This window comes from Gilliamella apicola (assembly GCF_003202655.1).
Lineage (GTDB): Bacteria > Pseudomonadota > Gammaproteobacteria > Enterobacterales > Orbaceae > Gilliamella > Gilliamella apicola_R.
Genome location: NZ_QGLR01000013.1, coordinates 217226 through 241400 on the forward strand (window position 1 = coordinate 217226; position 24175 = coordinate 241400).

Here is a 24175-nt window from a genome sequence, read left to right on the forward strand (position 1 = left end):
AATCACTCTCCAATAGTTATTGACTGATGGTGGATATTTCTAAACTGCCTATACGGCATCAATCTAGAACCAGACATACTATAAATCTTGTTTACAAAAAGGCAAAGAGTAATTTTGGTTATAAAAACCCTTTTTTTAAGTGACTTTTTAATGCATTGATTTTTAATGGCTTTATTTTGTTTCAAAAAAAAGGGTTAACCATAAGGTAATTTTGGTTTTCAAAATGAGAGGGTTCAACTTTTTTGCGCAAGGTGTTTATAGGTTAGTTGATATTACTATAATAAGTAGATATTAATTTATTTTTTCTGTGATTTTTCAATCTGGGCAACCAATAATCATCACATTTCATCAATTAAAAATTGTGCCGAATTTATTTATACTACTTCTAGTAAAAACGCTTATCACTTTCTACCCTTTTTCCAATTAATTTTCTAGTTTTTGCTTTTTATTCTAAAAGCCTTTTGAATATTGGATAGTTAATTGTTAGACTAGTTATAATTCGATTAATAAAATCGGTTGGTCGATTAAAATATTTTAAGTCTTAATTCAATGGGCGATTGAAAAATGGATAAATTGTTACAATACGGTCGAGAGTTACTAGAACTTGAGCTTCATGAGGCACAAAAATTACCAGCTCGGCTTGGCAAAGATTTTGTTAAAGCTTGTCAGTTAATTTTGTCAACCAAAGGCAAAGTTGTAGTATCAGGTATTGGTAAATCAGGGCATATTGGTAAAAAAATAGCTGCATCATTAGCCAGTACGGGTAGCCCCGCGTTTTTTATGCATCCCTCCGAGGCATTGCACGGTGATTTAGGCATGGTAACCGAAAACGATGTAGTGATTTTAATTTCTTATTCAGGACGAGCTAAGGAGTTTCAATTTATTTTACCGATCCTTGCCGGGATGAATATTCCGGTTATCGCCATCACTGGCGGGCTTGATTCACCATTAGCCTTAGCGGCACAAGCAGTGTTGGACATTTCAATCGAAAAGGAAGCTTGCCCGATGGGACTAGCACCAACGTCAAGTTCAACCAATACGTTATTAATGGGTGATGCGCTAGCCATTGCGGTTATGCGAGCTCGTGGTTTTAAGGAAGAAGATTTTGCTCGTTCCCATCCTGCTGGCAGTTTAGGCGCAAAATTATTAAATCATGTAAAAGACATTATGCGTAAGGGAGATTTAATTCCTAGCGTTCCACAATCGGCAACGGTACTTGACGCGATGTTAGAATTAAGTCGAACCGGTGTAGGGTTGGTTGCAATATGTAAAGATGGTAATAAAATAGTCGGTGTTTTTACTGATGGAGATTTACGCCGTTTGTTATTAAAACATGGTACACTACAAGATAAGATTATCGATGTGATGACAAGTCCAGGATATCAAATACCGGAAACTTGGAAAGCAGTCGAGGCTTTAAAATCATTTAATGATCATAACATCACAGCTGCACCAGTGGTCAATAACCACGGCGAATTAGTCGGTGCACTGAATATTCATGATCTGCATCAAGCGGGTATTGGTTAAACGATTAATAAATACCTGTTGCAAAAAGGGGCTATCTATTGAGATAATTACCGACCTAAATTTTTGTCGTTAGACGGAGATCCAAGTAAGTTACACAATTCAGTACTGAAATGATTGATTAATCATTTCATTATAAATTGATATTGTGTTGTAAATTTTAACCAAAATTAATAGATGATGAAATTACAATGGCAGAAAAGCGAAATATCTTTCTAATTGGCCCAATGGGGGCAGGAAAAAGCACAATAGGCCGACAAATTGCACAACAGCTAGGCATGGAATTTTTTGACTCTGACCAAGAGATTGAAAAACGTACCGGTGCTGATATAGCATGGATTTTTGATTTAGAAGGTGAAGACGGATTCCGAGCCAGAGAGGAAAAAGTCATTAACGAATTGACTGAAAAACAAGGAGTAGTACTTGCAACCGGTGGTGGTTCGGTTTTATCTAAAGAGACGCGTAACCGTTTATCAGCACGAGGTATTGTAGTTTACTTAGAAACTACGATTGAAAAACAGATGGCAAGAACCCAAAAAGATAAGCGTCGTCCTTTATTACAAGGTGGTAATACCCCCCGTGAACTTTATGAAGAATTAGCCGAAGAGCGTGATCCTCTTTATGAAGAGATCGCTGATATTACGATTAAGACTGATGAGCAAAGCGCTAAAGGCGTTGCTGGATATATCATTGAAAAAATAGAACAGATCTAAAAGTTTTAATTTTTCAAATCAGCTAACCATAAAGCAATCAACCTTTTGATAGGTTAAGGAGTTAACATGCGTGTAGATAAAGATGATCGTTATATGCCAGAACAATCAAATAAACAGTCTACGCTCTCATTTAACATTTCCACTTTTTTTCAGCAATATTCGAAAAAAAAGTTGATTGTTATGGGGTTAGCTTTGATCATTATTGTTTTATTGCTTAGTTTAATGATATTTCGTTCATTAAAATCTAAAACACCAACACCCTTGACGCCACCTGAAATTAATGGTGTTTCATCAACTGGAGTAGCGGATACAATCAACAATGAGCAAGCAAATGAAGGTATAAACAGTACCCAAATTGCTCAGACACCAAGTAACGCACCTAACAACAGGGGACGAGCACCTATTGATGATGTTAATGGGCAGGCACAGACTAATGGTATAACAAGTATGAGTGGTCATGGTCAAACCCATTTGCCCGCAAAGAGTGCTAAACCAAACTCGCCCACAACTGACATTAGTACGACTCACAGTAGTGGTTCATCTAATAATGATGTCACTACTAACAAACCTCAAGATCTAAATAGCAGTGATCATAAACCTGTTAGATTGAGTTCAGACAATGATGTCAAAACAGGCAAAAATTCAACTTCAATTGCCAATATTAAGGATACTCAATTTGCGATTCAATTAAGTTCATCAAGTTCAATTGATGGCTTAAAAGAATTAGTAAAAAAACATAATTTAACTAATTACCAAATATATGAAACCAAAAGAAATAATGATAAATGGTACATTTTAGTTAATGGTACATATGATTCTGCTGACGAAGCCAGAAAAGCAATTAAATCTTTACCAAGTGAAATGCAAAACAATAAGCCTTGGATTAAATCTGGCGCTACAATTAATAAAGAAAAATCAGCAAAATAGGAGTTTCCTTTGAAGAAGCGACGAGCCTTTTTAAAATGGGCTGGAGGAAAATATGAGCTTGTGGACACAATTAAGCAGTATCTACCAGAAGGAGAGCAACTTATTGAGCCCTTTGTAGGAGCTGGCTCAGTTTTTTTAAACACAAACTTCAAAAGTTATATTTTAGCTGATATCAATCACGACTTAATTGCATTATTTAAGTTGTTGCAATCTAATCCTGAACAGTTTATTAGTGATCTTAAACTGTTATTTAATCATCAGAATAATCAAGCTGAGGCTTTTTATCAACTTCGTGAAGTGTTTAACTACAGTAAAGATCAATATTTACGATCGCTGTTATTTGTTTATTTGAATCGTCACTGTTATAACGGCCTGTGTCGCTATAATAATAGTGGACTTTTTAATGTACCATTTGGTCGTTATAAGACGATCTATTTTCCTGAAAGGGAGCTTTACTATTTTGCCCAAAAAGCGCAAAAAGCTGAGTTTATTTGTACCCCTTATCATGAAGCAATGAAATTAGCGAAGCGTAATTCCGTCATTTATTGTGATCCACCTTATCTTTCACCAAATGAATCAGCGGGTTTTACTGCTTATTATTCCAATAATTTTGGCTATGAAGAGCATATGCGATTGTCACAACTGGCTGAAAGTATTGCTTATAAAAAAGATATTCCAGTACTGGTGTCAAATCATGATACTGAATATACCAGAACGTTATATAATAAAGCGCGCCATCTTTACCGAGCAGAAATGCGACGCTCAATTAGTTGTGCAGGCGAAGGACGCAAAAAAATTGATGAAATATTAGCCTTATACCAAAAATAACCTATTTTGCGTATAAGGTTTTGTTAGTAGAGGTATGTTATGAAAGAGTTTATTATTGCACCATCGATATTATCCGCTAATTTTGCTCGCCTTGGTGAAGATACGCAAAAAGTATTAGATGCTGGCGCCGATGTTGTCCATTTTGATGTAATGGATAACCATTTTGTGCCAAACTTAACTATGGGCAGTATGTTTTGTAAGGCGCTTCGCGATTATGGTATTACCGCTCCAATTGATGTCCATTTGATGGTTTCCCCTGTTGAAGATTTAATTACTTCATTTGCCAAAGCTGGCGCCACCAATATCTCAATTCACCCTGAAGCCACTATTCACCTTGATCGTTCTTTGCAGTTAATTAAAGATCAGGGTTGTACGGCAGGGATTGTACTTAACCCAGCAACGCCGTTAGATCATTTAGATTATGTAATGGATAAAGTTGATATTATTTTATTAATGGGCGTGAATCCGGGTTTTGGCGGGCAATCTTTTATACCGACTACGCTTAAAAAATTACAACAAGTTAAGCAACGCATTGTTGAGTCTGGTAGACAAATTCGCTTGGAAATTGATGGCGGGGTTAAAGTTGATAATATCGCAGAAATTGCTAGAGCCGGCGCAGATATGTTTGTTGCAGGTTCAGCGATATTTGGTCAACCTGATTATAAAACTGTCATCGATGCAATGCGTAAAGAATTAGCAGGAGTTAACCATGGCTAAGTTAAATGATATTCAAGCCATCGCCTTTGATTTAGATGGAACTTTAGTTGATAGCGTGCCGGGACTTGCCTTAGCGGCACAAAAAATGTTAGCAGATTTAAAGTTAGCGACCGTAACTAATGAGCAAGTGAAAAATATGGTGGGTAATGGCATCGATGTGATGCTTGAACGAGTTTTCAAAGCGGTTGACACCAATCCAACAAAAGAATATTTTGCTGAAGCTAAACAGATATTTAGCCAGCATTATGATAAGGTTATGGATGAACAGACAACCCTGTTTCCTCATGTAGCACAGACCTTAAAAACTCTTTATGAAAATCATTACCCTTTAGCTTTAGTAACCAATAAGCCAGCGCAATTTTTACCGGCGCTATTGACGTCATTAGGTATTAAAGACTACTTTTCATTGGTTCTTGGTGGTGGTGATGTGATTAAGTTAAAACCACACCCTGCCCCACTTTATCAAGTTATGGCGACGTTTGGATTATTTAGCGATCAGTTGCTATTTGTTGGGGATTCAAAGAATGATATCACTGCTGCTAAAAATGCCCATTGCCCAACTGTGGCGTTAAGTTATGGTTATAACTATGGGATCTCAATTGCAACTAGCGAACCAGATTTTTTATTTGACGATTTTGAAGAAATATTAACCCTGTTACCTCAGCCAAAAGCTGATGCAAAAAAATAATGAGTATAAGTTAGGAATAAATTATGAGTAAACCAATTGTATTTAGTGGCGCTCAGCCATCAGGAGAACTAACATTAGGCAACTACTTAGGTGCTTTAAAGAATTGGGTGTCTTTACAAAATGAATATGATTGCGTTTATTGTATCGTCAATCAACATGCGATCACAGTCCGTCAAGATCCCAATAAGTTGCGTAAAGCGACGCTTGATACACTAGCACTTTATTTGGCGTGTGGTATCGATCCACAAAAAAGTACTATTTTTGTTCAGTCACAAGTACCGGCTCACGCTGAATTAGGTTGGGCGTTAAACTGCTATACCTATTTTGGTGAATTGAGCCGTATGACGCAATTTAAAGATAAGTCATCTCGTCATTCTGAAAATATAAACGCTGGACTGTTTGATTATCCGGTGTTGATGGCGGCTGATATTTTGTTATATCAAGCTAATTTAGTTCCTGTTGGTGATGATCAGAAACAACATCTTGAGCTATCGCGTGATATTGCTATGCGCTTCAATGCGCTTTATGGGGATATATTTACCGTTCCTGAACCGTTTATTGCCAAAGTTGGCGCTCGGGTAATGTCATTACAAGATCCAAGCAAAAAAATGTCTAAATCTGATGAGAACCGTAACAATGTTATAGGGTTACTTGAGAATCCAAAAGATGTTGAGAAGAAGATTAAACGAGCGATGACCGATTCAGACGAGCCACCAGTTGTGCGTTATGATTTAAAAAATAAAGCGGGTGTATCGAATTTATTAGATATCTTAACGGGCATCACCGGCAAGCCAATTGCTGAACTTGAAAAAGAGTTTGAAGGTAAAATGTATGGTCATCTAAAAACCGAGGTGGCAACTCAAGTGATTGATATGTTAACTGGGTTACAAGCAAAATATCATCAGTATCGTGATGATGAAAATTATCTTCTTTCAATTATGCAAGAAGGTGCACAAAAAGCTCGCGCTAAAGCAGAGCCAACGTTGAAAAAAGTTTATGATGCAATCGGTTTTGTATAATTCCAAATAAGATTGCCACTATACGAAATAACATCGATCGGCTTTAATTGATAATTACAGTCATATTTTTGACAATAAATCATATTAAAGCCTTTTTGATTATAATAGGTTAGTTATGAAAATTATTATTCTTGGTGCCGGCCAAACCGGTAGTGCACTTGCTGAATATCTAGTAACTGAAAAGCAGAATGATGTGACAGTCGTTGATGAAGATCATGATAAATTGCAATCTTTGCAAGAACGTTTTGATCTCCGAGTCATTTGTGGCAAATCGTCTTATCCGCAAGTGTTAGAGAGCGCTGGAGCTGAATCAGCTGATATGTTAGTTGCCGTGACTAACTCTGATGAAGTAAATATGATGGCTTGTCAGATTGGTCATGTAATGTTCAATATTCCACAAAAAGTTGCCCGAATCCGCGCCCCTGAATATAACGATGAAAAATACCCATTTTTTAATAAAGATTGTATCAATATTGACCACATTATCGCTCCCGAAAACTTAATCACCAATCATATTAGCCAATTAGTACAATATCCTGGCGCGCTTCAGTTTGCTTCGTTTTATGATAATCGAGTCTGTTTAGTGGCAGTAACCGCTTATTATGGTGGCGCCTTAGTTGGAAGTGAACTGTCAGAACTGAAAGAGCATTTACCGCATGTCGAAGCTCGGGTGGTGGCAATTTATCGTAAAAACCGCTTTATTCGACCGATTGGTTCAACTTTAATTGAAGCTGGGGATATGGTCTATTTTATTACTCCTCCTCTTAATATTAAAGCTGTAACCAGTGAACTACAACGGTTAGAAAAACCTTATAAGCGCATCATTATTAGTGGTGGCGGAGGCATAGCTGTCGCTTTAGCTAAGCGTTTAGAAAACGATTATCAAGTTAAATTAATCGAACGCAATGCTGAAAAAGCCGAATCAATTGCTGAGCAACTTATTAATACAACGGTATTACATGGTGAATCATCAGACCAAGAGTTATTATCGCAAGAGCAAGTGGAACTCACCGATCTGTTTGTGGCGGTCACCAGTGATGATGAAGCCAATATTATGTCATCCATGCTTGCCAAAAGAATGGGGGCGAAAAAAGTCATCGTGCTTATTCAACGCCAAGCCTATTTAGAGTTGATCAACGATAGTGTGATTGATATCGCAATCTCACCACAACATGCCACTATTTCAGAGCTATTAAGTCATGTTAGACAAACCGGTGTGGTTAAAGTGGTCTCACTACGTCAGGGTGAGTCAGAAATTGTCGAAGTGGTTGCCAATGGTGAGGCAGAAAATTCAAAATTAGTGGGTAAAAATATCAACAGTCTAAAATTACCATCAGGTGCGACTATTGGTGCGGTGGTGCGTGGCGAAGATGTGATTATTGTTAACACCGATTTGATGATTGAAAATGGCGATCACTTAATCATTTTCTTAGCTGATAGACGAGCCATTAGTGATATAGAAAGATTATTACAATAGCTTGTTTAAATTATAAACTCAGTTCATAATAAGAGCGTTTTTTACAAATTGGTTTTTGACTCGGGGTGTTTTTTGTTATTGCAAAAAACTGAGATTTTACCCGTTGAACCTGATCTGGATCATACCAGCGTAGGGAAGTCTTAGTCTTAATTGCTCGTTTTGACATATTCTTCCCTTAACATTACTAATTAGATAAGGATAGAATATGTCGGCTATTAAATTATTCCCAAGCCATGATGCCATCCCCTTTATTGAGCAAGTTCGCCTACAACGGCCATTAATCCATTGTATTACTAATGATGTGGTTCAAAATTTTACCGCTAATGTTCTATTGGCGATTGGCGCTTCGCCGGCGATGGTGGTTGCCGAACAGGAAGTTGAAGACTTTGTTGCCGTTGCTAGTAGTTTATTAATTAATATTGGTACGATAGATAGCCAAAGTGCCAAAAGAATGTTATTAGCTGCCGCGAAAGCAAAACAAACGCAAACCCCTTGGGTACTTGATCCGGTCGCAGTTGGGGCAGCACTGAAATACCGCACTGAAATTGCCCAACAACTTTTAACCTTTTCACCCTCAGTTATTCGTGGAAATGCTTCCGAAATTCTAGCCTTAAGTGGTCAACAATCATCCTCTAAAGGACCTGATGGGCTTGATTCTACCGATTCGGCATTAAACGCGGCAAAACTATTAGCCGAAAAATATCGAACCATTGTAGCTATAACCGGCGAGATTGATTATGTCACAGATGGCAAGCAAATTTATAGCATTGTAGGGGGGGATATCGCGCTAACCCGAGTAACTGGTACAGGTTGCTCATTATCAGCAATGGTGGCCGCATTTATCGCCACTAGTAAAGATCGTTTAGCCGCAACCGCCTCTGCTTGTTTTATGATGAAAAAAGTCGGTGAACTCGCTAACAAACAGTCAGGTCTAGGCACTTTTGCTATGGCAATAATTGACCAACTTTCGCTATTTAACCAAAATCACTAATAAGGATATTTGATGAAAAAGCAACTGGATTTAACCCTCTACTTAGTGCTTGATCCGCTACTTTGTGGTGGCATAAACGGCATGGTTAATACCACAAAAATTGCCGTTGAAAATGGTGTTACCGCGGTGCAATTACGCTCAGAACAAGACTACTCAGGTAAAAATTGGTATCACGCTGCCCTAGCGTTAAAAGAGGTATTAAGCAATACCCCAGTGCCACTATTGATTAATGATCATGTCGATATAGCTTTAGCCATTGATGCCGATGGTGTTCATGTTGGACAAAGTGATCTACCGGTCGAAGTGACCCGCCGCTTAATTGGTAATGATAAGTGGTTAGGACTTTCGGTTTCTAATCTAGCACAACTGGAGAGTGTTCCTTGGCAATTGGTCGATTATCTGGGCATTGGCCCAATCTTTCCAACTACCACCAAAAAAGATGCCGCAACAGCAACAGGTATTGACCAATTGACAAAACTGGTTAACACCAAACAGTGCCCGGCAGTAGCTATTGGTGGCATAGGAGTAAATAATTTAACCGAAGTGGTACAAACAGGTATTGAAGGTATTGCGGTAGTTTCGGCAATTTGTGGTCAAGCCGATATTGCTAAAGCTACATCTGAACTAATAAAAAAAATAAGACAAGCAAAAGAGGAAATAGGAGTATGACAACAGTTGCATTAACCATAGCCGGTAGTGATCCTAGTGGTGGCGCCGGTATTCAAGCGGACCTGAAAGCATTTTCAGCACTTGGCGCTTATGGCATGTCGGTAATTACCGCATTAACCGCGCAAAGTACCCAAGGTGTTAATGGCGTGCACGCCGTTCCACCTGACTTTGTCGAAGCACAATTTAATACCCTTTATCAAGATATCCATATTGATAGCGTGAAAATTGGCATGCTGATGAATAAAGAGATTGTCACCTCGGTTGCTCACCTATTAAACGCTAATCCTATTGCCAATATTGTGCTTGATACCGTAATGATTGCTAAAGGTGGCCATCCATTACTAAAAGCAGATGCCATTTCTGCTATTCGAGATCGTTTATTACCATTAGCTACCATCATAACCCCTAACCTTCCTGAAGCTGCTGCTTTGCTTGATTGTCAGGAGGCTAAAAACGAAGATGAAATGCAACGACAGGGTTATAAGTTACTCAAATTAGGCTGTCAGGCAGTATTAATGAAAGGCGGACATTTGCCAAGCCAAGAAAGTCCTGATTATCTAATCACTGACAATAAAATTATCAGAATGACTTCACCGAGAATCGCCACTAAAAATACCCATGGTACAGGTTGCACCCTCTCTGCGGCAATTGCAGCATTATTACCGAAACATAATCTAGAAGACGCGGTAAAACAAGCCAAAAACTACCTACAAGGCGCTATTGAGCATGCGGATAGTTTGAAAATTGGTAAAGGAATTGGACCTACTCACCATTTTTATCAATGGTGGTAAATTACTTTTTAATGAATATTAAAAGCGATGTACAAAAAGGTGAATATTATTTTAGTTCGTAATGATACACCTGCGGTACAAAAGCACAAATTTTCTTAATTTCAATTAATAAACTAAATGAGCTTTCTTTTTATGTCAAAAACCATAAACAATGAAAGCCGTTTAAATTAACATCGCGATAGCATAAATTGCAAATACTTAGTCTTTTATAAGATATGTTTAAGAATTTGAGTAATAATTAAAAGGATATTGACCAGTTTTCTTAGTTAAACAAAAGCGATGTATAGCAAGATTGCCCATATCAAAAAGACTAATGTAACTTTTTTTACTGCAATCTAATTACCGTTTAACGTAACTTTTTTTGAATCGTTAGCTTCTGAATAGATAATCCTTTAACTTTTCATTGATAGGTCAATTTTTTAGCTATTACAATTCTATTATCGGCATATTTACCAACCACATGATAAAGACTAATAATGAATTACTCTATCAAGCTGGAGTTGATAAGGTTAATATTGGAACATAACAGAAAATGGGCAATATTTGTGGTTTAATATTCAATCAACTTCCCCCCCACTTTATCTATTAGCCAGCAATAAAACAGCTCTTCCTATCCCTGTTTATTATTTAAGATATTGGATTAAACAAGAACCAATTTTTTTTGCGAAACATTAGGCGATAATCGTTTGGATAGCTATATTAATGAATAAATTTAATCATTTCATCCAATAATGGGAACTGATAATCCAGATTTAAGTCAATTTTAAAAATTAGGTAGCAAAATGATTATTTGACATGACTTGGATGTTCGCCATATAGCGCCAAAAGGGACAATTCAATACTATAATAACGTGCTGAAAAATATGGGTGTAAAAACTATACAGATAATTTTATAGAATTTTATTTAGCGCTTGGCGTAGACCATTGTAATGGTGGTGATGGTCCAGATACGATTAATGGCTTTGAATCACTAGTTAATTGGGTTGAGAAGAAAGAAGTACCCACTCGACTTATCGCCCAAAAAATTGAAAATGGTCAAGTGACCATACAAAGACCTTTATACCAATACCCAGAAAAAACAATATACAGCGGTAAAGGCGATACTAACAATCTTGAAAATTTTGTATGTCAGTAATTTAATCACTAGCTAGCCAAAATATTTGGTTAGCTAGTTTTTAGTATTTCAGATAACCCGTTCTTTATATTATTTTGGTTTGCTTACTTTATTGAATTAAAAAAATTTTTTATATGAATGATGATTTTTAAACTCAATTTTAATTATCATTATTCATGTTAAATAAATTTTATCTTCCATCTGCTACTGAAATATATTATTTATAATTCGCCATACTAGCATTTATAATTAGTTGAATATCATGCTTTTTTATAATATTTACAAGCTGTATTTTTAGCTTGTAAATATTAACAAAGAAATTGATATCATTATTCATATTTTTCTTTTAAATAATGTTCAATTTGTTCTAGACTTCTTCCCTTTGTTTCAGGTAAGAAACGTAGCATGAATAGAGATCCTACGGTAGCTATACAAGCAAAAATTAGATATGTTCCTGAAATTCCTGCAACATTGAGTAACGACGGGAAAATTAATGCAACAGAAAAATTTGTGCACCATAAGGTAAAAACAGCTATACCTGCTGATAATCCACGGACTTTCATTGGGAACATTTCGGAAACTAACAACCACATAACAGGAGCCAGAGCACCTTGTTGTGCGCATAAAAATAGTAGCATTCCAATCAATACTAAATAGCTACGAACTAAATTAACTTCACCACTAGAATTAAATTCTGGTATGAAAAAACCGACGACCGCTATAAAAAAAAGTGCAAAAGTACAGCCCATTTGTCCAATAAGAGCCATTGTTCTTCTTCCAATAAATCCCAATAACCAAATACCGACTAATGTCATTACAACAGAAACTACGCCGTTTGCGATCGTTGCGAATAAAGCGGCATCAGAACTCATACCGGAAGATTGTAATATTGTTGGTGCATAATACATAATGGCATTAACACCTGTTAATTGTTGAAACATAACGAAAATAACGCCAATTAGAAATACTTTAAAAATCCATGGAGTAGTAAGATCTTTAAGGCTACCATTTTGTTTATTTTCATCTGAAAGCGTTTCTTCAATTTCGAGTAATTCCCATTGTGCATCCTCTTTAGAACGGATTTTTAATAAAACTTCTTTAGCTTTGGCTAATTTACCATTCAATGCATACCATCTTGGTGAATCAGGCATAAATAACATTCCAAACCATAATATAACCGCTGGAAGTGTAGCCATGACTAACATCCATCGCCAACTATTTTCACCACCAAATAATTGGTGCAATGTAAAGTTAGATATATAAGCAATAAGTTGTCCTGATACAATCATTAATTCTTGTAACGTTACTAATTGCCCGCGCCGATTGGCTGGAGCCATTTCAGCAATATAAACAGGCACAACTGCTGCAACGCCCCCTACCCCAATGCCTAAAATAACTCTAAAAAAAACCATTTGAGGAACATTATGTGAAAGCGATGAACCAACCTCTCCTATAACAAATGCCGTAGCAAGTAATAAAATAATTTTTCTTCTACCGATTTTATCTGATATTCGTCCTGAAACTAAAGCGCCGAATGCGGCGCCAAATAAAAGTGAACTGGTTATCATACCCATAGCAACAGCATCAAGTTGTAACTCTGTTTTAATGAAAAGCAAAGCACCTGCAATTACACCAGTATCATAACCGAACAATAGTCCACCTAGAGTAGCAAATAATACGACCAATTTTGTAAATGGTTCTATTTTTGTTTTACTGTTTGGCCCTGATGCTGGATTTGTTGAAATATAATTTTCCATCGTTAACTTTCCTCTTTTGATTATCATAAACATGATTACTTTTTTGTAATCTGTGTTTTTAATCAAATATAAAACCATAAATAGAATTATTATTCCAAAAATATATTTAATGAAATATCAATTTCGTGACATTGCTCACTGCTTTTTTATCAAAAACAATTAAAATGTGATTCGAATCACAATTTTGTTATTAAATGGATTGAAAATATAATTAATTAATAAATTTTGTTTTTTTATAAAAAATAGAATGTCATTAAATTAATAGCGATAAGAATTTTAATAGAAGAGATGAATAAAAATTTATAAAAAAATCATTATTCTGATTGAATTAAAATTTTAATAAATCATTAAAAATAATATTTAAAAAAGCACAAAATAAGATATTTAATTACATCCTTTTAATTTTATTTATTATTATTCATGCATTTACATTTAAAACGAAAGCATAAAAAGGTATTCCTTTTTTAGAAAATATATTTTAGATTAACTAGTAGTTACACTATTTAGGAGGCTATATGTATGTTGATTGAAATTGAACATGGTAACCAACTTCATACAAGTTTTAAGAGTAAGCCTCAATTACTTTTTGTTTGTCATGCTAATGGTGAAAATGATGCAATACCGAGGGTAATGCATAGTCATAATGATCGATTAGAAGTAATGTTTATTTATGAAGGAACAGGAAATTATAGTATTGGTGGCGAATTTTATAGTGTTAAAAAAGGAGATATATTAGTTTTTAATGCCGGTGATGTTCATGATGAACACCCTTTACCAAGTAAAGATTTAGCTATTTATAGTTGTGGTATAGCTAATTTGAAAATAAATAACCTCCCCTTAAATCACATAATATCAAAAAAACAATGCCCAATAATCAATGCTGATAAATACATTGAACAGATTAAAAATTTTTTTGAATCTTTAATTTTTTATGCGACACAATCAAATTTTACTAATCAAGAAATTATTTATTATAACACGTTAAGCTTTTTACTTACTGTTCATAATATTTTTAACGTAAAAGAGCAAAACCAGAGTACCCAAAAAATTACGTTAGGTTTAAGAATCAAGGAATTTTTAGACAAATATTATCTTGAACAAATTGATGTTGAATCAATTAGTGATGCATTAAATGTCAATCGTTATTATCTATCTCACACATTTAAAGCTTTTACTGGCTACTCTCCAAAGCAATATATCATCCGTCGCCGTTTAGGCGAAGCACAATCATTGCTACTTAATTCCGATTATAGTGTGGCTCAAATAGCGAATAAAGTTGGTTATAGCAATGTAAGTAATTTTCACAATATATTTGAAAAAGTGATTGGTATGTCGCCAGGAAAATATAAAAAATTATGGCTAAATAAAGAGCAGTATTTTATCGAAAAATGAATCAAACCCAATAAATAATTAAGGAGTTTAGCATGGTACTAAAAATAGGAGTTATAGGAGTCGGAATGATTGGTCAAGACCATATTCGACGTTGTATAGAAGTATTAAACGGTTGTGAAATTGTAGCTGCATCTGATATTAATTTAGAACATGTAAAAGCTGTTTTAAAAAAATATAAAATCAACGGAAAAGCCTACACCGAAGGTTTAGATGTAATTTCATCCCCTGATGTTGATGCAATCATTGTTGCTTCATCCGGACCAAGTCATGAAAAATATGTTTTGGCTGCAATAGAAGCTGGTAAACCAGTATTTTGTGAAAAACCATTAGCGGTTACAGCAGAAGGTTGCCAACGTATAGTTGAAGCTGAAATGAAAGCGGGTAAACGTCTTGTTCAAGTTGGATTCATGCGTTCATTCGATTCCTGTTATCGCAAACTGAAAGAAATGCTTAATACAAGAGAACTCGGTGAACCTCTTGTTGTTAAATGTGTCCATCACAACTCAGAAGTTGGTGATAGCTATACTACCGATATGGGGATTACAGATAGTATGGTTCACGAATTTGATATCATGCGATGGTTGCTTGATGATGATTATGAAACAATTCAAGTCGTCTCTCCTCGTATTACTAAATATGCGCATACTGGTGTTCAAGATCCACAATTAGTTTTATTAAGAACAAAGAAAGGAATTTTAATCACCATAGATCTTTTTGTTAATTGCCAATACGGTTATGACATTCGTTGCGATGTAGTTTGCGAAGATGGTATTGCCTATATGCCTTCACCATTACAAGTTCAAACTCGAACAAAAGGAAAATTTGGTGAACATGTCAATACTGATTGGCGTGAACGATTTATTGTTGCTTATGATATTGAACTTCAGTCGTTTATTGACAATGCTAAAAATAATATTGTTATGGGACCTTCAGCATGGGATGGTTTTATTGCATCCAAAACCGCAGCCGCGGGTATGAAAGCATTAGAAAGTGGTGAGATTGTTTCAGTTAATTTGCCACAATGCCCATCATTTTATAAAAAATAATTATTTTATTAATAAAGAGGATTTATTATGAAATTAGCATTATGTACTGATGTTCTTGGATCATTACCTTATCCAGAAATGCTTGATAAAGTCAAATCATATGGTATCAATGCAGTAGAAATGACTGCTGGTGGCTGGGCATCTTGTCCACATGTTAAAACGGAAGAACTTCTGTTAGATGAAAAAAAATTAGAATCATTCAAAAATGAGCTAATAAAAAGAGGTATGGAAATTGCCGCATTGAATTGTTCAGGAAACCCTCTAGCACCTGGAGAAATGGGCGAAAAACACACTAAAACAGCTTATCAAACAGTAGAACTGGCAGGAAAATTAGGTGTTAAAAAAATTGTCATGATGAGTGGCCTACCTGGTGGGTGTCGAGAAGATAAAATTCCAAATTGGATAACCTCAACAATTTCTTGGCCTGATTATATGCCGGGAGTTATTGATTATCAATGGAATGAAGTTGCCATTCCTTGGTGGAAAAAGTTTGCAAAACATGCTCAACAGCATGGTGTTGAAAAAATTGCACTCGAAGAATTTCCTTGCCAATTAGTTTATAACCCTTCAACTCTTTTAAGGCTCAGGGATGCTGTAGGCGATATTATAGGTATGAATTTAGATCCTTCTCATTTGATGATTATGGGCGCTGATCCAATTGCAGCTGCTCGTAAACTCGAAGGTGCGGTATATCATGTACATGGTAAAGATGCTCGTATAGAAAGAGGCCTTGCTGATATAGACGGTTTATTAGAATATAAACCAGTCACTGAAACAAAAGACAGAACGTGGAATTATGTAGCTGTTGGCTGTGGTCAAGATCTAAAATGGTGGAAAGAGTTCTTCTCAGTACTAAGTATGACCGGTTATAACGGTTATGTTTCTTTAGAAATGGAAGATTTAACAATGAGTGTTGAAGCAGGTCTACGTACTTCAATTGATGCATTAGAAGCAACTATTAGTAAATGAGATTAGAATGAAAGTTTCTAATTAATTTTTAGATCTTTGAAAACACAATCAATGATATCTATTTATATATAAAAAACACCTTTTTTAAATAAGGTGTTTTTTTAATTTTACTATTACGTGTTTTGATTCAACCATAACTGTATAAATTAACTATTAATCTATATTAGCCAAATCAGTAAAAATATATAACTTAAAATCCTTCTATATATTGATGGATAATCAAATAAATTAGCTATCAAATTCCTTTACTACAAAATTGTGGTGGATAAGTGTCTTTATCTAGAATATAACATGAGCAATATTTAACAAGATAATTAATAAAAAATATTTATAAAACAGATATGGTTAATCAGAAAAATGATTTTGTTACTCATGTGACATCAGTTTTAGCAATATCTAACGCCAAAGAAATAATTAATGTTTGAATTAAACTCATCGATGCTATTTGTGATTTGAAGCCATTTAGTAATGCCTCTTTTATAATAAAATTAACATCACTGAAAGCAACAAGTGGACTAACTTGACTATCGGTAATACAAATCTGTTTAATTCCAACAGTTACCCCATAATCGATAATATCTAAGACTTCTTCTGCATAAGAAGCGTAGCTAATTGAAATTAGCACATCTTTTTTAGTGCACAAGTTGAATTCTTCTTTATACATCCCACCTAAACCGTCAATTAAATGTGATTTCAATCCTAAATGACGTAACGCGTAATTGGTGTAAATTGCCAAACTAAATGAACGACGCACACCAATAATGTATATATTTTCAGCATTCTTCAACAAGTTAATTGCACTTAATAATTGTTCATTACTTATATTGGATTGAAGTTGATTTAATGCCTGAATATTGACCGTGGATGAGATTTTTAAAATTTCTTCTGGATCTTCAGGTATCCCTTCATGAGTAGAGCGTAATAATCTGGCTCGTTCTGTATAACTACTTGTGGATTCAATGTAATGTTGGCGGAAGATCTGTTTCAATTCATTAAAACCACTAAATCCAAATTCATTTGCAAAACGGATAAGTGTTGAAGGTGGGATTTTTAATTTCTCCGCTATAGATGTTGCAGTTTCCATTGCAACATTATTACTATTATCAAGTATGTATCTAGCAACTTGTTGTAAGCGTTTGCTTAAGTTATCATAACGCGTTAAGATGGTGTTTCTTAATTCGAATAACTTATCAACATTTTTGTTAGTATTCATATTTTATTCATTAAATTTTGTTATTTGAAAGGTTGAGTAGTAATAAAGATTATAAAGGAAAAATCCGTTATAATCTTTAATTAAACAATAAAATTCCATTTTTACTGTTTATTCATAAACTTTTCGATATAAATCCACTAATTCTACAACAGTTGCAAGTCTAGGGTTATTGGAAGGTGAGCCTGAATCAATTGCTTGTTTTGCCATTAAAGGTAGTAAAGCTTCATATTCAATTTTATTTACACCATACTCTTTTAATGTGGGTACATTTAAATCGCGATTTAATGCTTTAAGTTCTTTAATTAATTTATCATTAGCTATTTCATCTGAATCTTGGTTTGTTGCAATCCCCATTGTTCGAGAACAAGTTGCATAACGATGAGGTGCAAAAGGAATACTAAACTCGGTAATGGTTGGAAGTAACATTGCGTTAGACAAACCATGTGGTACATGAAAATGCGCACCGATAGGCCTACTCATTCCATGAACCAATGCTACTGAAGAATTAGTGAAAGCTATACCTGCAAGATGCGAGCCTAACAACATAGATTCTCTTGCTTCGATATTATTTGGCTCGTTATATGCTTTACGTAAATTTTTAGCAATTAAGCTAATAGCCGCCAAAGCTTGGGCATCAGTAAATGGATTCGCCTTTCGACTGACATAGGCTTCAAGCGCATGTGTTAAGGCATCTAATCCACTATCAGCGGTTGCTCTTTTGGGTAGAGAAATTGTTAATTCATAATCTACTAATGCCGCAAATGGCACTAATCCTAATCCCATACACAACATTTTTTCATTGTGTTTTTCATCTGTGATAACAGTTGCTTTTGTTGCTTCAGATCCCGTCCCTGCTGTAGTAGGTATTGCTATTACGGGTAAACCGGATTTTTCGATTGAATAAGGAAATTTATAATCACGAATATGTCCACCATGTTTCACTACTATGGCAATCGCTTTAGCACTATCTATAACACTTCCTCCACCGATAGCGATAATTGAATCATGATTATTGAGTCGTGCTTGTTGAATGCCTGCTTCTAAAGACGTATCGGTAGGCTCTGGAATTGTATCAGTATAGATTCCGTAAGATAGTTTCTGATTGGTTAAGTTTTTTTCTATAGGTTTTATATATCCTAAATCATAGATTACTTGGTCGGTAACAATCATTGGATTTTTAACCGCCAAAGTTTCTAACACATAATTTAATTGATTAATTGCTCCCTTTCCCAAACAAACAATTCTTGGTAAAACAATATTGCTAGTCATAAAATCTCCTTAATATTATAATTTTATAAACCGATTAATAGAAATAAAAATAAAATCAGTGTTGCCAGAAAAGAAAAAAACACTGATACAACAAAAATTTGTTTGTAGCTTTCACGATGTGTTAGTTTGCAAATTCCAAGTAAGGTTATAACTAACCCTGAATGAGGTAATGTTCCGAGACTATTAGCGCCAAAAATGATGATACGATGCATGTTATCATTTGAAATATTGTAAACCTTGGCTATATCTAAAAATTCATCGCCAAATACTTGCATTACTATGCCCGTTCCTCCAGAAGCCGATCCCACCATTCCAGCAATAATTGCCGATATGACTGCAATCAAAACCAATTTAGGAATCACCATAGAAAGTAATATAATTTTGATAGAGGCAAAGGCACTTAATTTTTTTATAACCCCCCCATAACCTACTTGAATTGCAGTATTAAATATTGGCAAGAGTGAGTCGGCAGCCCCTTTAGAGATATCTTTTAATGGATGTATCAGATAATTACGTAATAAAATGATCATTATTACTATAGTTAGGGATATTGAAATGGTAATTGGCCAAATCCCTTGTACCCCACCATAGCTAGCAAAATATTCAATCACTGATGAATTAGAAAAGTAGCCGGTAAAAATAACATTAAAAATTATTACTAACATTATTGGAAATAACGATGCCCATATTCCTGGTAGTTTTGTGTTAAATAAATTTTCCTGACTTTTACTAGTATTAGGCTCATTTAGTTGCTCAATTGATAACGATTTTTTAACCTCACGCCTCATATAAAATATTGAAATAATAATCCAAAAAATAGTCGCAAAAATTCCACTTAAAAAACCTGAGTATATGGTAGTTTCCAAAAAAGGAATTGGTATGGTATTAATAAATTGCGCTGCCCCTGGTGCACCATAAGCTGGCATTGCTCCAGCTAAAATTGCGGCAGGTATTAAATGCCTTGGTAATTTATTTTTCTCAAAGATATTTTCAGCAATTGGTAAAACAGCAAAAACAACGACAAAAACCGAAACACCACCGTAAACCAAAAGAAATGAAGCAATAATAATTGCCGTACATGCATCTTTGGCGCCTAAAAATTTAGATATCCATAAAGCAATTGTTTTTGCTGCCCCACTTGAACTCATCAAGAGACCAAAAATAGCGCCCACCAAAAAGACTGGAAAATAATCTTGAATAAATTTTGCAGTTGCACTCATTAGTGGTCCAGTCCATGCGGTAATTATTGGCATATCATTACAGAATGCTACCGCTAACATGGCCATTAAAGGGGCGACAATTAATATTGATATTCCTCTATAGACTAAAATAATGAGCAAGATCAACGATAATACAATACCTAAAAATTCCATACGAAAAACCATTTTTAAAATTGAAAAATAAAATTCGTTTTATTATTATAATAAAAAATATTTTCAATTAGCAATTATTATATTTATAATAAGATTTATAAAAGTTATAGCCCCAAATTATTATTTTTATTTATTTGATTAATTTTAATAATTAAACAGAATGAATAAAAAAATAAAAAATAACATTATTTTATAGTTTTATTTTTTATTAGCAGAATTAAGTGGAATAATTCTAAAATTTGTTATTGATTTTATTTTATGTTATCTTTATTTGAAATTTAAATTTCAAATAATAATTTTTTAAATTTTTTATTTTAATGATGGGTGTGGAGGTTTTATGGAAAAACAATTTGATTTAATAACTGTTGGGCGAGCTTGTATTGACTTAAATGCAATTGAATATAACCGTCCAATGGAAGAAACAATGACATTTGCAAAATATGTTGGTGGCTCTCCAGCAAATATTGCTATTGGTACGTCAAAATTAGGTATGAAAGTTGGCTTTATTGGTAAAGTTTCCAATGATCAACATGGGCATTTTATTAAAAACTATATGTCAAATGTAGGGATAAATACCGATCACACAATCTTTGATCAAGATGGTCATACCTCTGGTATGGTTTTTACTGAGATTAAGAGTCCTCAAGAGTGCAGCATTTTAATGTATCGTGAAAATGTTGCCGATTTATTTCTTCGACCAGAAGAAATACAAGAAGATTATATAAAAAAAACCAGAAAGATTTTAATTTCTGGTACGGCATTATCAGGCAGTCCATCAAGAGAAGCTGTTTTCAAAATTGTCCAATATGCACGCAAATATAATATTGAAATCTTATTCGAATTAGACTACCGCTACCCAACTTGGAAATCAGATGAAGAAACATCTGTATATTATTCTTTAATGGCAGAGATGTCAGACATAGTTATTGGTACTCGGGACGAATTTGATAAATTAGAAAATAAAAAGGGAGACAATAAAGATACCGTCGCTTACTTATTCCAACACCGACCAAAATTAATCATTATAAAACATGGCGTAAAAGGCTCATTTGCTTATACAAAAGATGGAAAAGTCATACAAGGTAAAGCATACAAAAGTAATGTGTTAAAAACTTTTGGAGCAGGAGATTCTTACGCGTCTGCACTCTTATATGCACTAAATTCCGGAAAAAGCATTGATGAGGCCCTTAAATTTGGTGCTGCTGCAGCTGCAATTGTGGTTAGTAAACATAGTTCTTCGGATGCTATGCCGAATGTCGCAGATATTGAAGCTTTGATAAATGAACAAGATAAATAGTTAACAAATTAAATTGGAACATCTGTGTTAAACAAGTTCCAATTTTAATTGTCTCTATACCCTTAACTCTTAAATTTATTTAAAGGATTGAATATGGCATTTGTATCAATAACAAATATGTTAACAAAAGCGAAGCGTGAAAAATATGCCGTAGCACAATTTAATATCAATGGTTTATTGTGGATACAGGCAATTTTAGAATGCGCTGAACAATTAAAGTCCCCAATAATTTTAGCTGTCTCTGATCGAATGGTTGAATATTTGGGTGGATTTGAATGTATACACAATATGGTTCTATCCATTCATAAGAAATTAAATATAACCATACCAGTTGCATTACATTTAGATCATGGAATGAGTGTCGAACACTGCTTGCAAGCTATCGATGCTGGTTTTAGTTCGGTGATGTTTGATGGTTCACATAGTGAAATAGCAGAAAATATAAAAAATACCCAAATAGTTAGTAATTATGCTAAACAAAAAGGTGTTTCTGTTGAAGCAGAAGTTGGAACTGTCGGAGGAAATGAAGATGGACTAATCGGCGGTGTTAAATATGCAGATTTTGATGAATGTCTTAGATTAGTATCTGAAACAAAAATTGATGCATTAGCAGCAGCTCTAGGCTCAGTACATGGCAAATACAATAGCAGCGGACCTAACTTAGGGTTTAAAGAAATGGAAAGACTGAATAACTCTTTGAAAATTCCGTTAGTTTTACATGGAGCCTCGGGAATACCTGAACCACAGTTGAAAAAATGTATTCAATTTGGGCATGCCAAAATCAACTTCAATACCGAGTTAGTAACAGTTTGGGCTAATTCTGTAAGAAACACCTTGCAAAGTAATCCCGAAATCTGTGAACCAAGGCTAATTATGTTACCAGCAAAAGAGGCGCTAGAACAAAAAATCAAAACAATTATTAACATTATGGGATCGTCAAATCGAGCTTAAATTTTATATGTCTGTAATAAATAAAACTCTTAAAAAAATACAAAAATAGGGACAAAAATTGAATCAATATACTTCTAGAACTTTCTATGTTCTGTATTTAAACGATCAAAATTGACTTCTAAATTTGTATTTTATTTGAGCCTACTATGACATTAAAAACACTCTATTTATTACGATAACTTTAAAAAATTACATTTTATGAAATTAAGGAGAAATAGAATATGTCATTATCTATTTTATCTAGGAAAGAACATTCTGATTCTATTGGAAGAATTCAACATATCACACCTGAAAATGCAGGCTGGACGTATATAGGTTTTGATGTTTATTTATTAGAGCCGGGGCAAACACTCTCATTTGCGACAGAAAATCGAGAATATTGCGTAGTTTTAGTCTCTGGTCTAGCTTCAGTCAGTACATTAAAAGAGAAATATTCAAATATTGGTAAACGAATGTCACCCTTTGAACGTATCCCTCCTTATTCTGTTTATGTTCCTAATAACGAAGAAGTAGTGATAACTGCTGAAACTAACTTAGAATTAGCAGTATGTAGTGCTCCTGGATTTGGTTCATTTCCAACAAGGTTAATTGAACCTAAAGATGTCAATACCGAGTATCGTGGAAAAGGAAAAAATCAACGTTACGTACAAAATATATTACCAGATGATAAACCTGCAGATAGCTTGTTGGTAGTTGAAGTTTATACCGACGAAGGTAATACCAGTTCCTATCCTAGTCATAAACATGATCAAGATAATTTTCCTAGTGAAACTTTTTTAGAAGAAACCTACTACCACCGTTTAGATCCCCAACAAGGTTTCTGTTTACAACGTGTCTACACTGACGATGGTAGTTTGGATGAATGCGTTGCCGTCTATGATAAAGACGTTGTAAAAGTACCAAAAGGTTATCACCCTGTTGCAACTATTGCTGGCTATGATAGCTATTACCTCAATGTCATGGCGGGACCTCTTAGACAATGGCGGTTTACTTGGGAAACAGCTCATGCATGGATTAACAGTGAATCATATCCAAGAAAAAGCAAATAGGATAATTATAAATTAATCAATTTTATATTTGTTCAATATCAGGCAAGGCAAGGAAATCAAATCATGTATCAGCAAAATGTTGTAATTACTACCCCAAACGGAATCCATACTCGACCTGCAGCACGTTTAGTTGAATATGCTAAATCGTTTGAATCATATATCACCATCACATCAAAAGATAAAAGTTCTAATGCAAAACGCTTTTTCGGGTTACAAACATTAGACTTATCAAAAGGATGTAATCTCACCATTACGGCAGAAGGAGTGGATGAAAAAAAAGCCGTAGATCAATTAGTAGACTTTATAAAAAATTTATAGCTTAGGTTTTTATATTCTTAAATGGCTTTCTCATCCTATTAAAAAAAGAGTTAACCATTGGTATGAAAAAATAAATTTAGAGT

General features: G+C 34.6%; 23 protein-coding genes, 1 CRISPR repeat array and 1 riboswitch (1 of these 25 only partly in view). Of the genes, 19 read left to right on the forward strand and 4 right to left on the reverse strand.

Going from position 1 to position 24175, the window contains the following annotated elements; genetic code table 11:
• Positions 1-64: direct repeats of the CRISPR family, unit length 28 nt; unit sequence TTTCTAAACTGCCTATACGGCATCAATC (it extends 686 nt beyond the left edge of the window).
• A gap of 500 nt (positions 65-564) precedes the next feature.
• From gutQ to DKK70_RS17665, 12 genes are all read left to right on the forward strand, one after another.
• Positions 565-1527, forward strand: a complete 963-nt coding sequence (gene gutQ / locus DKK70_RS12290) for an arabinose-5-phosphate isomerase GutQ (protein ID WP_110434273.1) — start codon at positions 565-567, stop codon at positions 1525-1527.
• A 188-nt stretch (positions 1528-1715) separates the two neighbouring features.
• The gene (aroK, locus tag DKK70_RS12295; protein WP_034883898.1) at positions 1716-2237 is read left to right on the forward strand and encodes a shikimate kinase AroK; all 522 of its coding nucleotides are present in this window, start codon (positions 1716-1718) and stop codon (positions 2235-2237) included.
• A 66-nt stretch (positions 2238-2303) separates the two neighbouring features.
• Entirely contained in the window at positions 2304-3164 is an 861-nt protein-coding gene (locus tag DKK70_RS12300) for an SPOR domain-containing protein (RefSeq protein ID WP_110434274.1), read from the forward strand.
• A 9-nt stretch (positions 3165-3173) separates the two neighbouring features.
• Entirely contained in the window at positions 3174-3992 is an 819-nt protein-coding gene (locus tag DKK70_RS12305) for a Dam family site-specific DNA-(adenine-N6)-methyltransferase (protein WP_110434275.1), read from the forward strand.
• 39 nt (positions 3993-4031) lie between these two features.
• Entirely contained in the window at positions 4032-4709 is a 678-nt protein-coding gene (rpe, locus tag DKK70_RS12310) for a ribulose-phosphate 3-epimerase (RefSeq protein ID WP_110434276.1), read from the forward strand.
• A complete protein-coding gene (locus DKK70_RS12315) occupies positions 4702-5397 on the forward strand; it encodes a phosphoglycolate phosphatase (protein WP_110434277.1) in 696 nt (231 codons plus the stop codon). The genes rpe and DKK70_RS12315 overlap by 8 nt, the downstream gene beginning before the upstream one ends.
• 23 nt (positions 5398-5420) lie before the next feature.
• Entirely contained in the window at positions 5421-6416 is a 996-nt protein-coding gene (trpS, locus tag DKK70_RS12320; RefSeq protein ID WP_110434278.1) for a tryptophan--tRNA ligase, read from the forward strand.
• A 115-nt stretch (positions 6417-6531) separates the two neighbouring features.
• Positions 6532-7893 (forward strand): Trk system potassium transporter TrkA, encoded by a 1362-nt coding sequence (gene trkA, locus DKK70_RS12325; protein WP_034883905.1) that lies wholly within the window; start codon positions 6532-6534, stop codon positions 7891-7893.
• A gap of 51 nt (positions 7894-7944) precedes the next feature.
• Positions 7945-8046: riboswitch (TPP riboswitch) on the forward strand.
• A 52-nt stretch (positions 8047-8098) separates the two neighbouring features.
• Positions 8099-8884 (forward strand): hydroxyethylthiazole kinase, encoded by a 786-nt coding sequence (thiM, locus tag DKK70_RS12330; RefSeq protein WP_110434279.1) that lies wholly within the window; start codon positions 8099-8101, stop codon positions 8882-8884.
• Positions 8885-8896: 12 nt separating this feature from the next.
• Complete coding sequence (gene thiE / locus DKK70_RS12335; RefSeq protein ID WP_110434280.1) at positions 8897-9553, forward strand: thiamine phosphate synthase; 657 nt, start codon at positions 8897-8899, stop codon at positions 9551-9553.
• Positions 9550-10344, forward strand: a complete 795-nt coding sequence (gene thiD / locus DKK70_RS12340) for a bifunctional hydroxymethylpyrimidine kinase/phosphomethylpyrimidine kinase (RefSeq protein ID WP_110434281.1) — start codon at positions 9550-9552, stop codon at positions 10342-10344. The genes thiE and thiD overlap by 4 nt, the downstream gene beginning before the upstream one ends.
• A gap of 892 nt (positions 10345-11236) precedes the next feature.
• Positions 11237-11479 (forward strand): tannase/feruloyl esterase family alpha/beta hydrolase, encoded by a 243-nt coding sequence (locus DKK70_RS17665; protein ID WP_110434282.1) that lies wholly within the window; start codon positions 11237-11239, stop codon positions 11477-11479.
• A 308-nt stretch (positions 11480-11787) separates the two neighbouring features.
• Here DKK70_RS17665 and DKK70_RS12350 read toward each other — a convergent pair whose 3' ends face one another.
• Positions 11788-13215 (reverse strand): sugar porter family MFS transporter, encoded by a 1428-nt coding sequence (locus DKK70_RS12350; RefSeq protein WP_219999777.1) that lies wholly within the window; start codon positions 13213-13215, stop codon positions 11788-11790.
• 519 nt (positions 13216-13734) lie between these two features.
• On the opposite strand from DKK70_RS12350, the gene DKK70_RS12355 reads away from it, so the two are divergent.
• From DKK70_RS12355 to DKK70_RS12365, 3 genes are read left to right on the forward strand one after another with little or no spacing between them, the layout of a single operon-like run.
• Positions 13735-14607, forward strand: a complete 873-nt coding sequence (locus DKK70_RS12355; RefSeq protein WP_110434283.1) for an AraC family transcriptional regulator — start codon at positions 13735-13737, stop codon at positions 14605-14607.
• Positions 14608-14639: 32 nt separating this feature from the next.
• On the forward strand, positions 14640-15653 hold the full coding sequence (locus DKK70_RS12360; RefSeq protein WP_110434284.1) for a Gfo/Idh/MocA family protein: 1014 nt from the start codon (positions 14640-14642) through the stop codon (positions 15651-15653).
• A 27-nt stretch (positions 15654-15680) separates the two neighbouring features.
• On the forward strand, positions 15681-16622 hold the full coding sequence (locus tag DKK70_RS12365; protein ID WP_110434285.1) for a sugar phosphate isomerase/epimerase family protein: 942 nt from the start codon (positions 15681-15683) through the stop codon (positions 16620-16622).
• Between the two features lie 370 nt (positions 16623-16992).
• On the opposite strand, the gene DKK70_RS12370 is transcribed toward DKK70_RS12365, so the two are convergent.
• The 3 genes from DKK70_RS12370 to DKK70_RS12380 form a co-directional block, all read right to left on the reverse strand.
• Positions 16993-17835, reverse strand: coding sequence for a MurR/RpiR family transcriptional regulator (locus DKK70_RS12370; protein WP_110434286.1), 843 nt, complete (start codon positions 17833-17835; stop codon positions 16993-16995).
• A gap of 108 nt (positions 17836-17943) precedes the next feature.
• The gene (locus tag DKK70_RS12375) at positions 17944-19104 is read right to left on the reverse strand and encodes an iron-containing alcohol dehydrogenase (protein ID WP_110434287.1); all 1161 of its coding nucleotides are present in this window, start codon (positions 19102-19104) and stop codon (positions 17944-17946) included.
• A 23-nt stretch (positions 19105-19127) separates the two neighbouring features.
• Positions 19128-20477: a GntP family permease gene (locus tag DKK70_RS12380; protein WP_181416004.1), complete on the reverse strand. Its 1350-nt coding sequence runs from the start codon at positions 20475-20477 to the stop codon at positions 19128-19130.
• Positions 20478-20814: 337 nt separating this feature from the next.
• Here DKK70_RS12380 and iolC point away from each other — a divergent pair, with 337 nt between their 5' ends.
• The 4 genes from iolC to DKK70_RS12400 all read left to right on the forward strand — a co-directional run bounded on the left by iolC (position 20815) and on the right by DKK70_RS12400 (position 24092).
• A complete protein-coding gene (gene iolC, locus DKK70_RS12385) occupies positions 20815-21774 on the forward strand; it encodes a 5-dehydro-2-deoxygluconokinase (protein WP_110434289.1) in 960 nt (319 codons plus the stop codon).
• Positions 21775-21867: 93 nt separating this feature from the next.
• The gene (gene fba / locus DKK70_RS12390; protein WP_110434290.1) at positions 21868-22725 is read left to right on the forward strand and encodes a class II fructose-1,6-bisphosphate aldolase; all 858 of its coding nucleotides are present in this window, start codon (positions 21868-21870) and stop codon (positions 22723-22725) included.
• Between the two features lie 221 nt (positions 22726-22946).
• Complete coding sequence (iolB, locus tag DKK70_RS12395) at positions 22947-23774, forward strand: 5-deoxy-glucuronate isomerase (RefSeq protein ID WP_110434291.1); 828 nt, start codon at positions 22947-22949, stop codon at positions 23772-23774.
• 63 nt (positions 23775-23837) lie between these two features.
• Positions 23838-24092, forward strand: coding sequence for an HPr family phosphocarrier protein (locus tag DKK70_RS12400; protein WP_086289536.1), 255 nt, complete (start codon positions 23838-23840; stop codon positions 24090-24092).
• The last annotated feature ends 83 nt before the right edge of the window (positions 24093-24175 follow it).

Excerpts from the sequence above, each read along its gene's own strand:
- gutQ (WP_110434273.1), top strand. The coding sequence starts at position 565 with ATGGATAAATTGTTACAATACGGTCGAGAGTTACTAGAACTTGAGCTT.
- aroK (WP_034883898.1), top strand. The coding sequence starts at position 1,716 with ATGGCAGAAAAGCGAAATATCTTTCTAATTGGCCCAATGGGGGCAGGA.
- DKK70_RS12300 (WP_110434274.1), top strand. The coding sequence starts at position 2,304 with ATGCGTGTAGATAAAGATGATCGTTATATGCCAGAACAATCAAATAAA.
- rpe (WP_110434276.1), top strand. The coding sequence starts at position 4,032 with ATGAAAGAGTTTATTATTGCACCATCGATATTATCCGCTAATTTTGCT.
- DKK70_RS12315 (WP_110434277.1), top strand. The coding sequence starts at position 4,702 with ATGGCTAAGTTAAATGATATTCAAGCCATCGCCTTTGATTTAGATGGA.
- trpS (WP_110434278.1), top strand. The coding sequence starts at position 5,421 with ATGAGTAAACCAATTGTATTTAGTGGCGCTCAGCCATCAGGAGAACTA.
- trkA (WP_034883905.1), top strand. The coding sequence starts at position 6,532 with ATGAAAATTATTATTCTTGGTGCCGGCCAAACCGGTAGTGCACTTGCT.
- thiM (WP_110434279.1), top strand. The coding sequence starts at position 8,099 with ATGTCGGCTATTAAATTATTCCCAAGCCATGATGCCATCCCCTTTATT.
- thiE (WP_110434280.1), top strand. The coding sequence starts at position 8,897 with ATGAAAAAGCAACTGGATTTAACCCTCTACTTAGTGCTTGATCCGCTA.
- thiD (WP_110434281.1), top strand. The coding sequence starts at position 9,550 with ATGACAACAGTTGCATTAACCATAGCCGGTAGTGATCCTAGTGGTGGC.
- DKK70_RS12350 (WP_219999777.1), bottom strand. The coding sequence starts at position 13,215 with ATGGAAAATTATATTTCAACAAATCCAGCATCAGGGCCAAACAGTAAA.
- DKK70_RS12355 (WP_110434283.1), top strand. The coding sequence starts at position 13,735 with ATGTTGATTGAAATTGAACATGGTAACCAACTTCATACAAGTTTTAAG.
- DKK70_RS12360 (WP_110434284.1), top strand. The coding sequence starts at position 14,640 with ATGGTACTAAAAATAGGAGTTATAGGAGTCGGAATGATTGGTCAAGAC.
- DKK70_RS12365 (WP_110434285.1), top strand. The coding sequence starts at position 15,681 with ATGAAATTAGCATTATGTACTGATGTTCTTGGATCATTACCTTATCCA.
- DKK70_RS12370 (WP_110434286.1), bottom strand. The coding sequence starts at position 17,835 with ATGAATACTAACAAAAATGTTGATAAGTTATTCGAATTAAGAAACACC.
- DKK70_RS12375 (WP_110434287.1), bottom strand. The coding sequence starts at position 19,104 with ATGACTAGCAATATTGTTTTACCAAGAATTGTTTGTTTGGGAAAGGGA.
- DKK70_RS12380 (WP_181416004.1), bottom strand. The coding sequence starts at position 20,477 with ATGGAATTTTTAGGTATTGTATTATCGTTGATCTTGCTCATTATTTTA.
- iolC (WP_110434289.1), top strand. The coding sequence starts at position 20,815 with ATGGAAAAACAATTTGATTTAATAACTGTTGGGCGAGCTTGTATTGAC.
- fba (WP_110434290.1), top strand. The coding sequence starts at position 21,868 with ATGGCATTTGTATCAATAACAAATATGTTAACAAAAGCGAAGCGTGAA.
- iolB (WP_110434291.1), top strand. The coding sequence starts at position 22,947 with ATGTCATTATCTATTTTATCTAGGAAAGAACATTCTGATTCTATTGGA.
- DKK70_RS12400 (WP_086289536.1), top strand. The coding sequence starts at position 23,838 with ATGTATCAGCAAAATGTTGTAATTACTACCCCAAACGGAATCCATACT.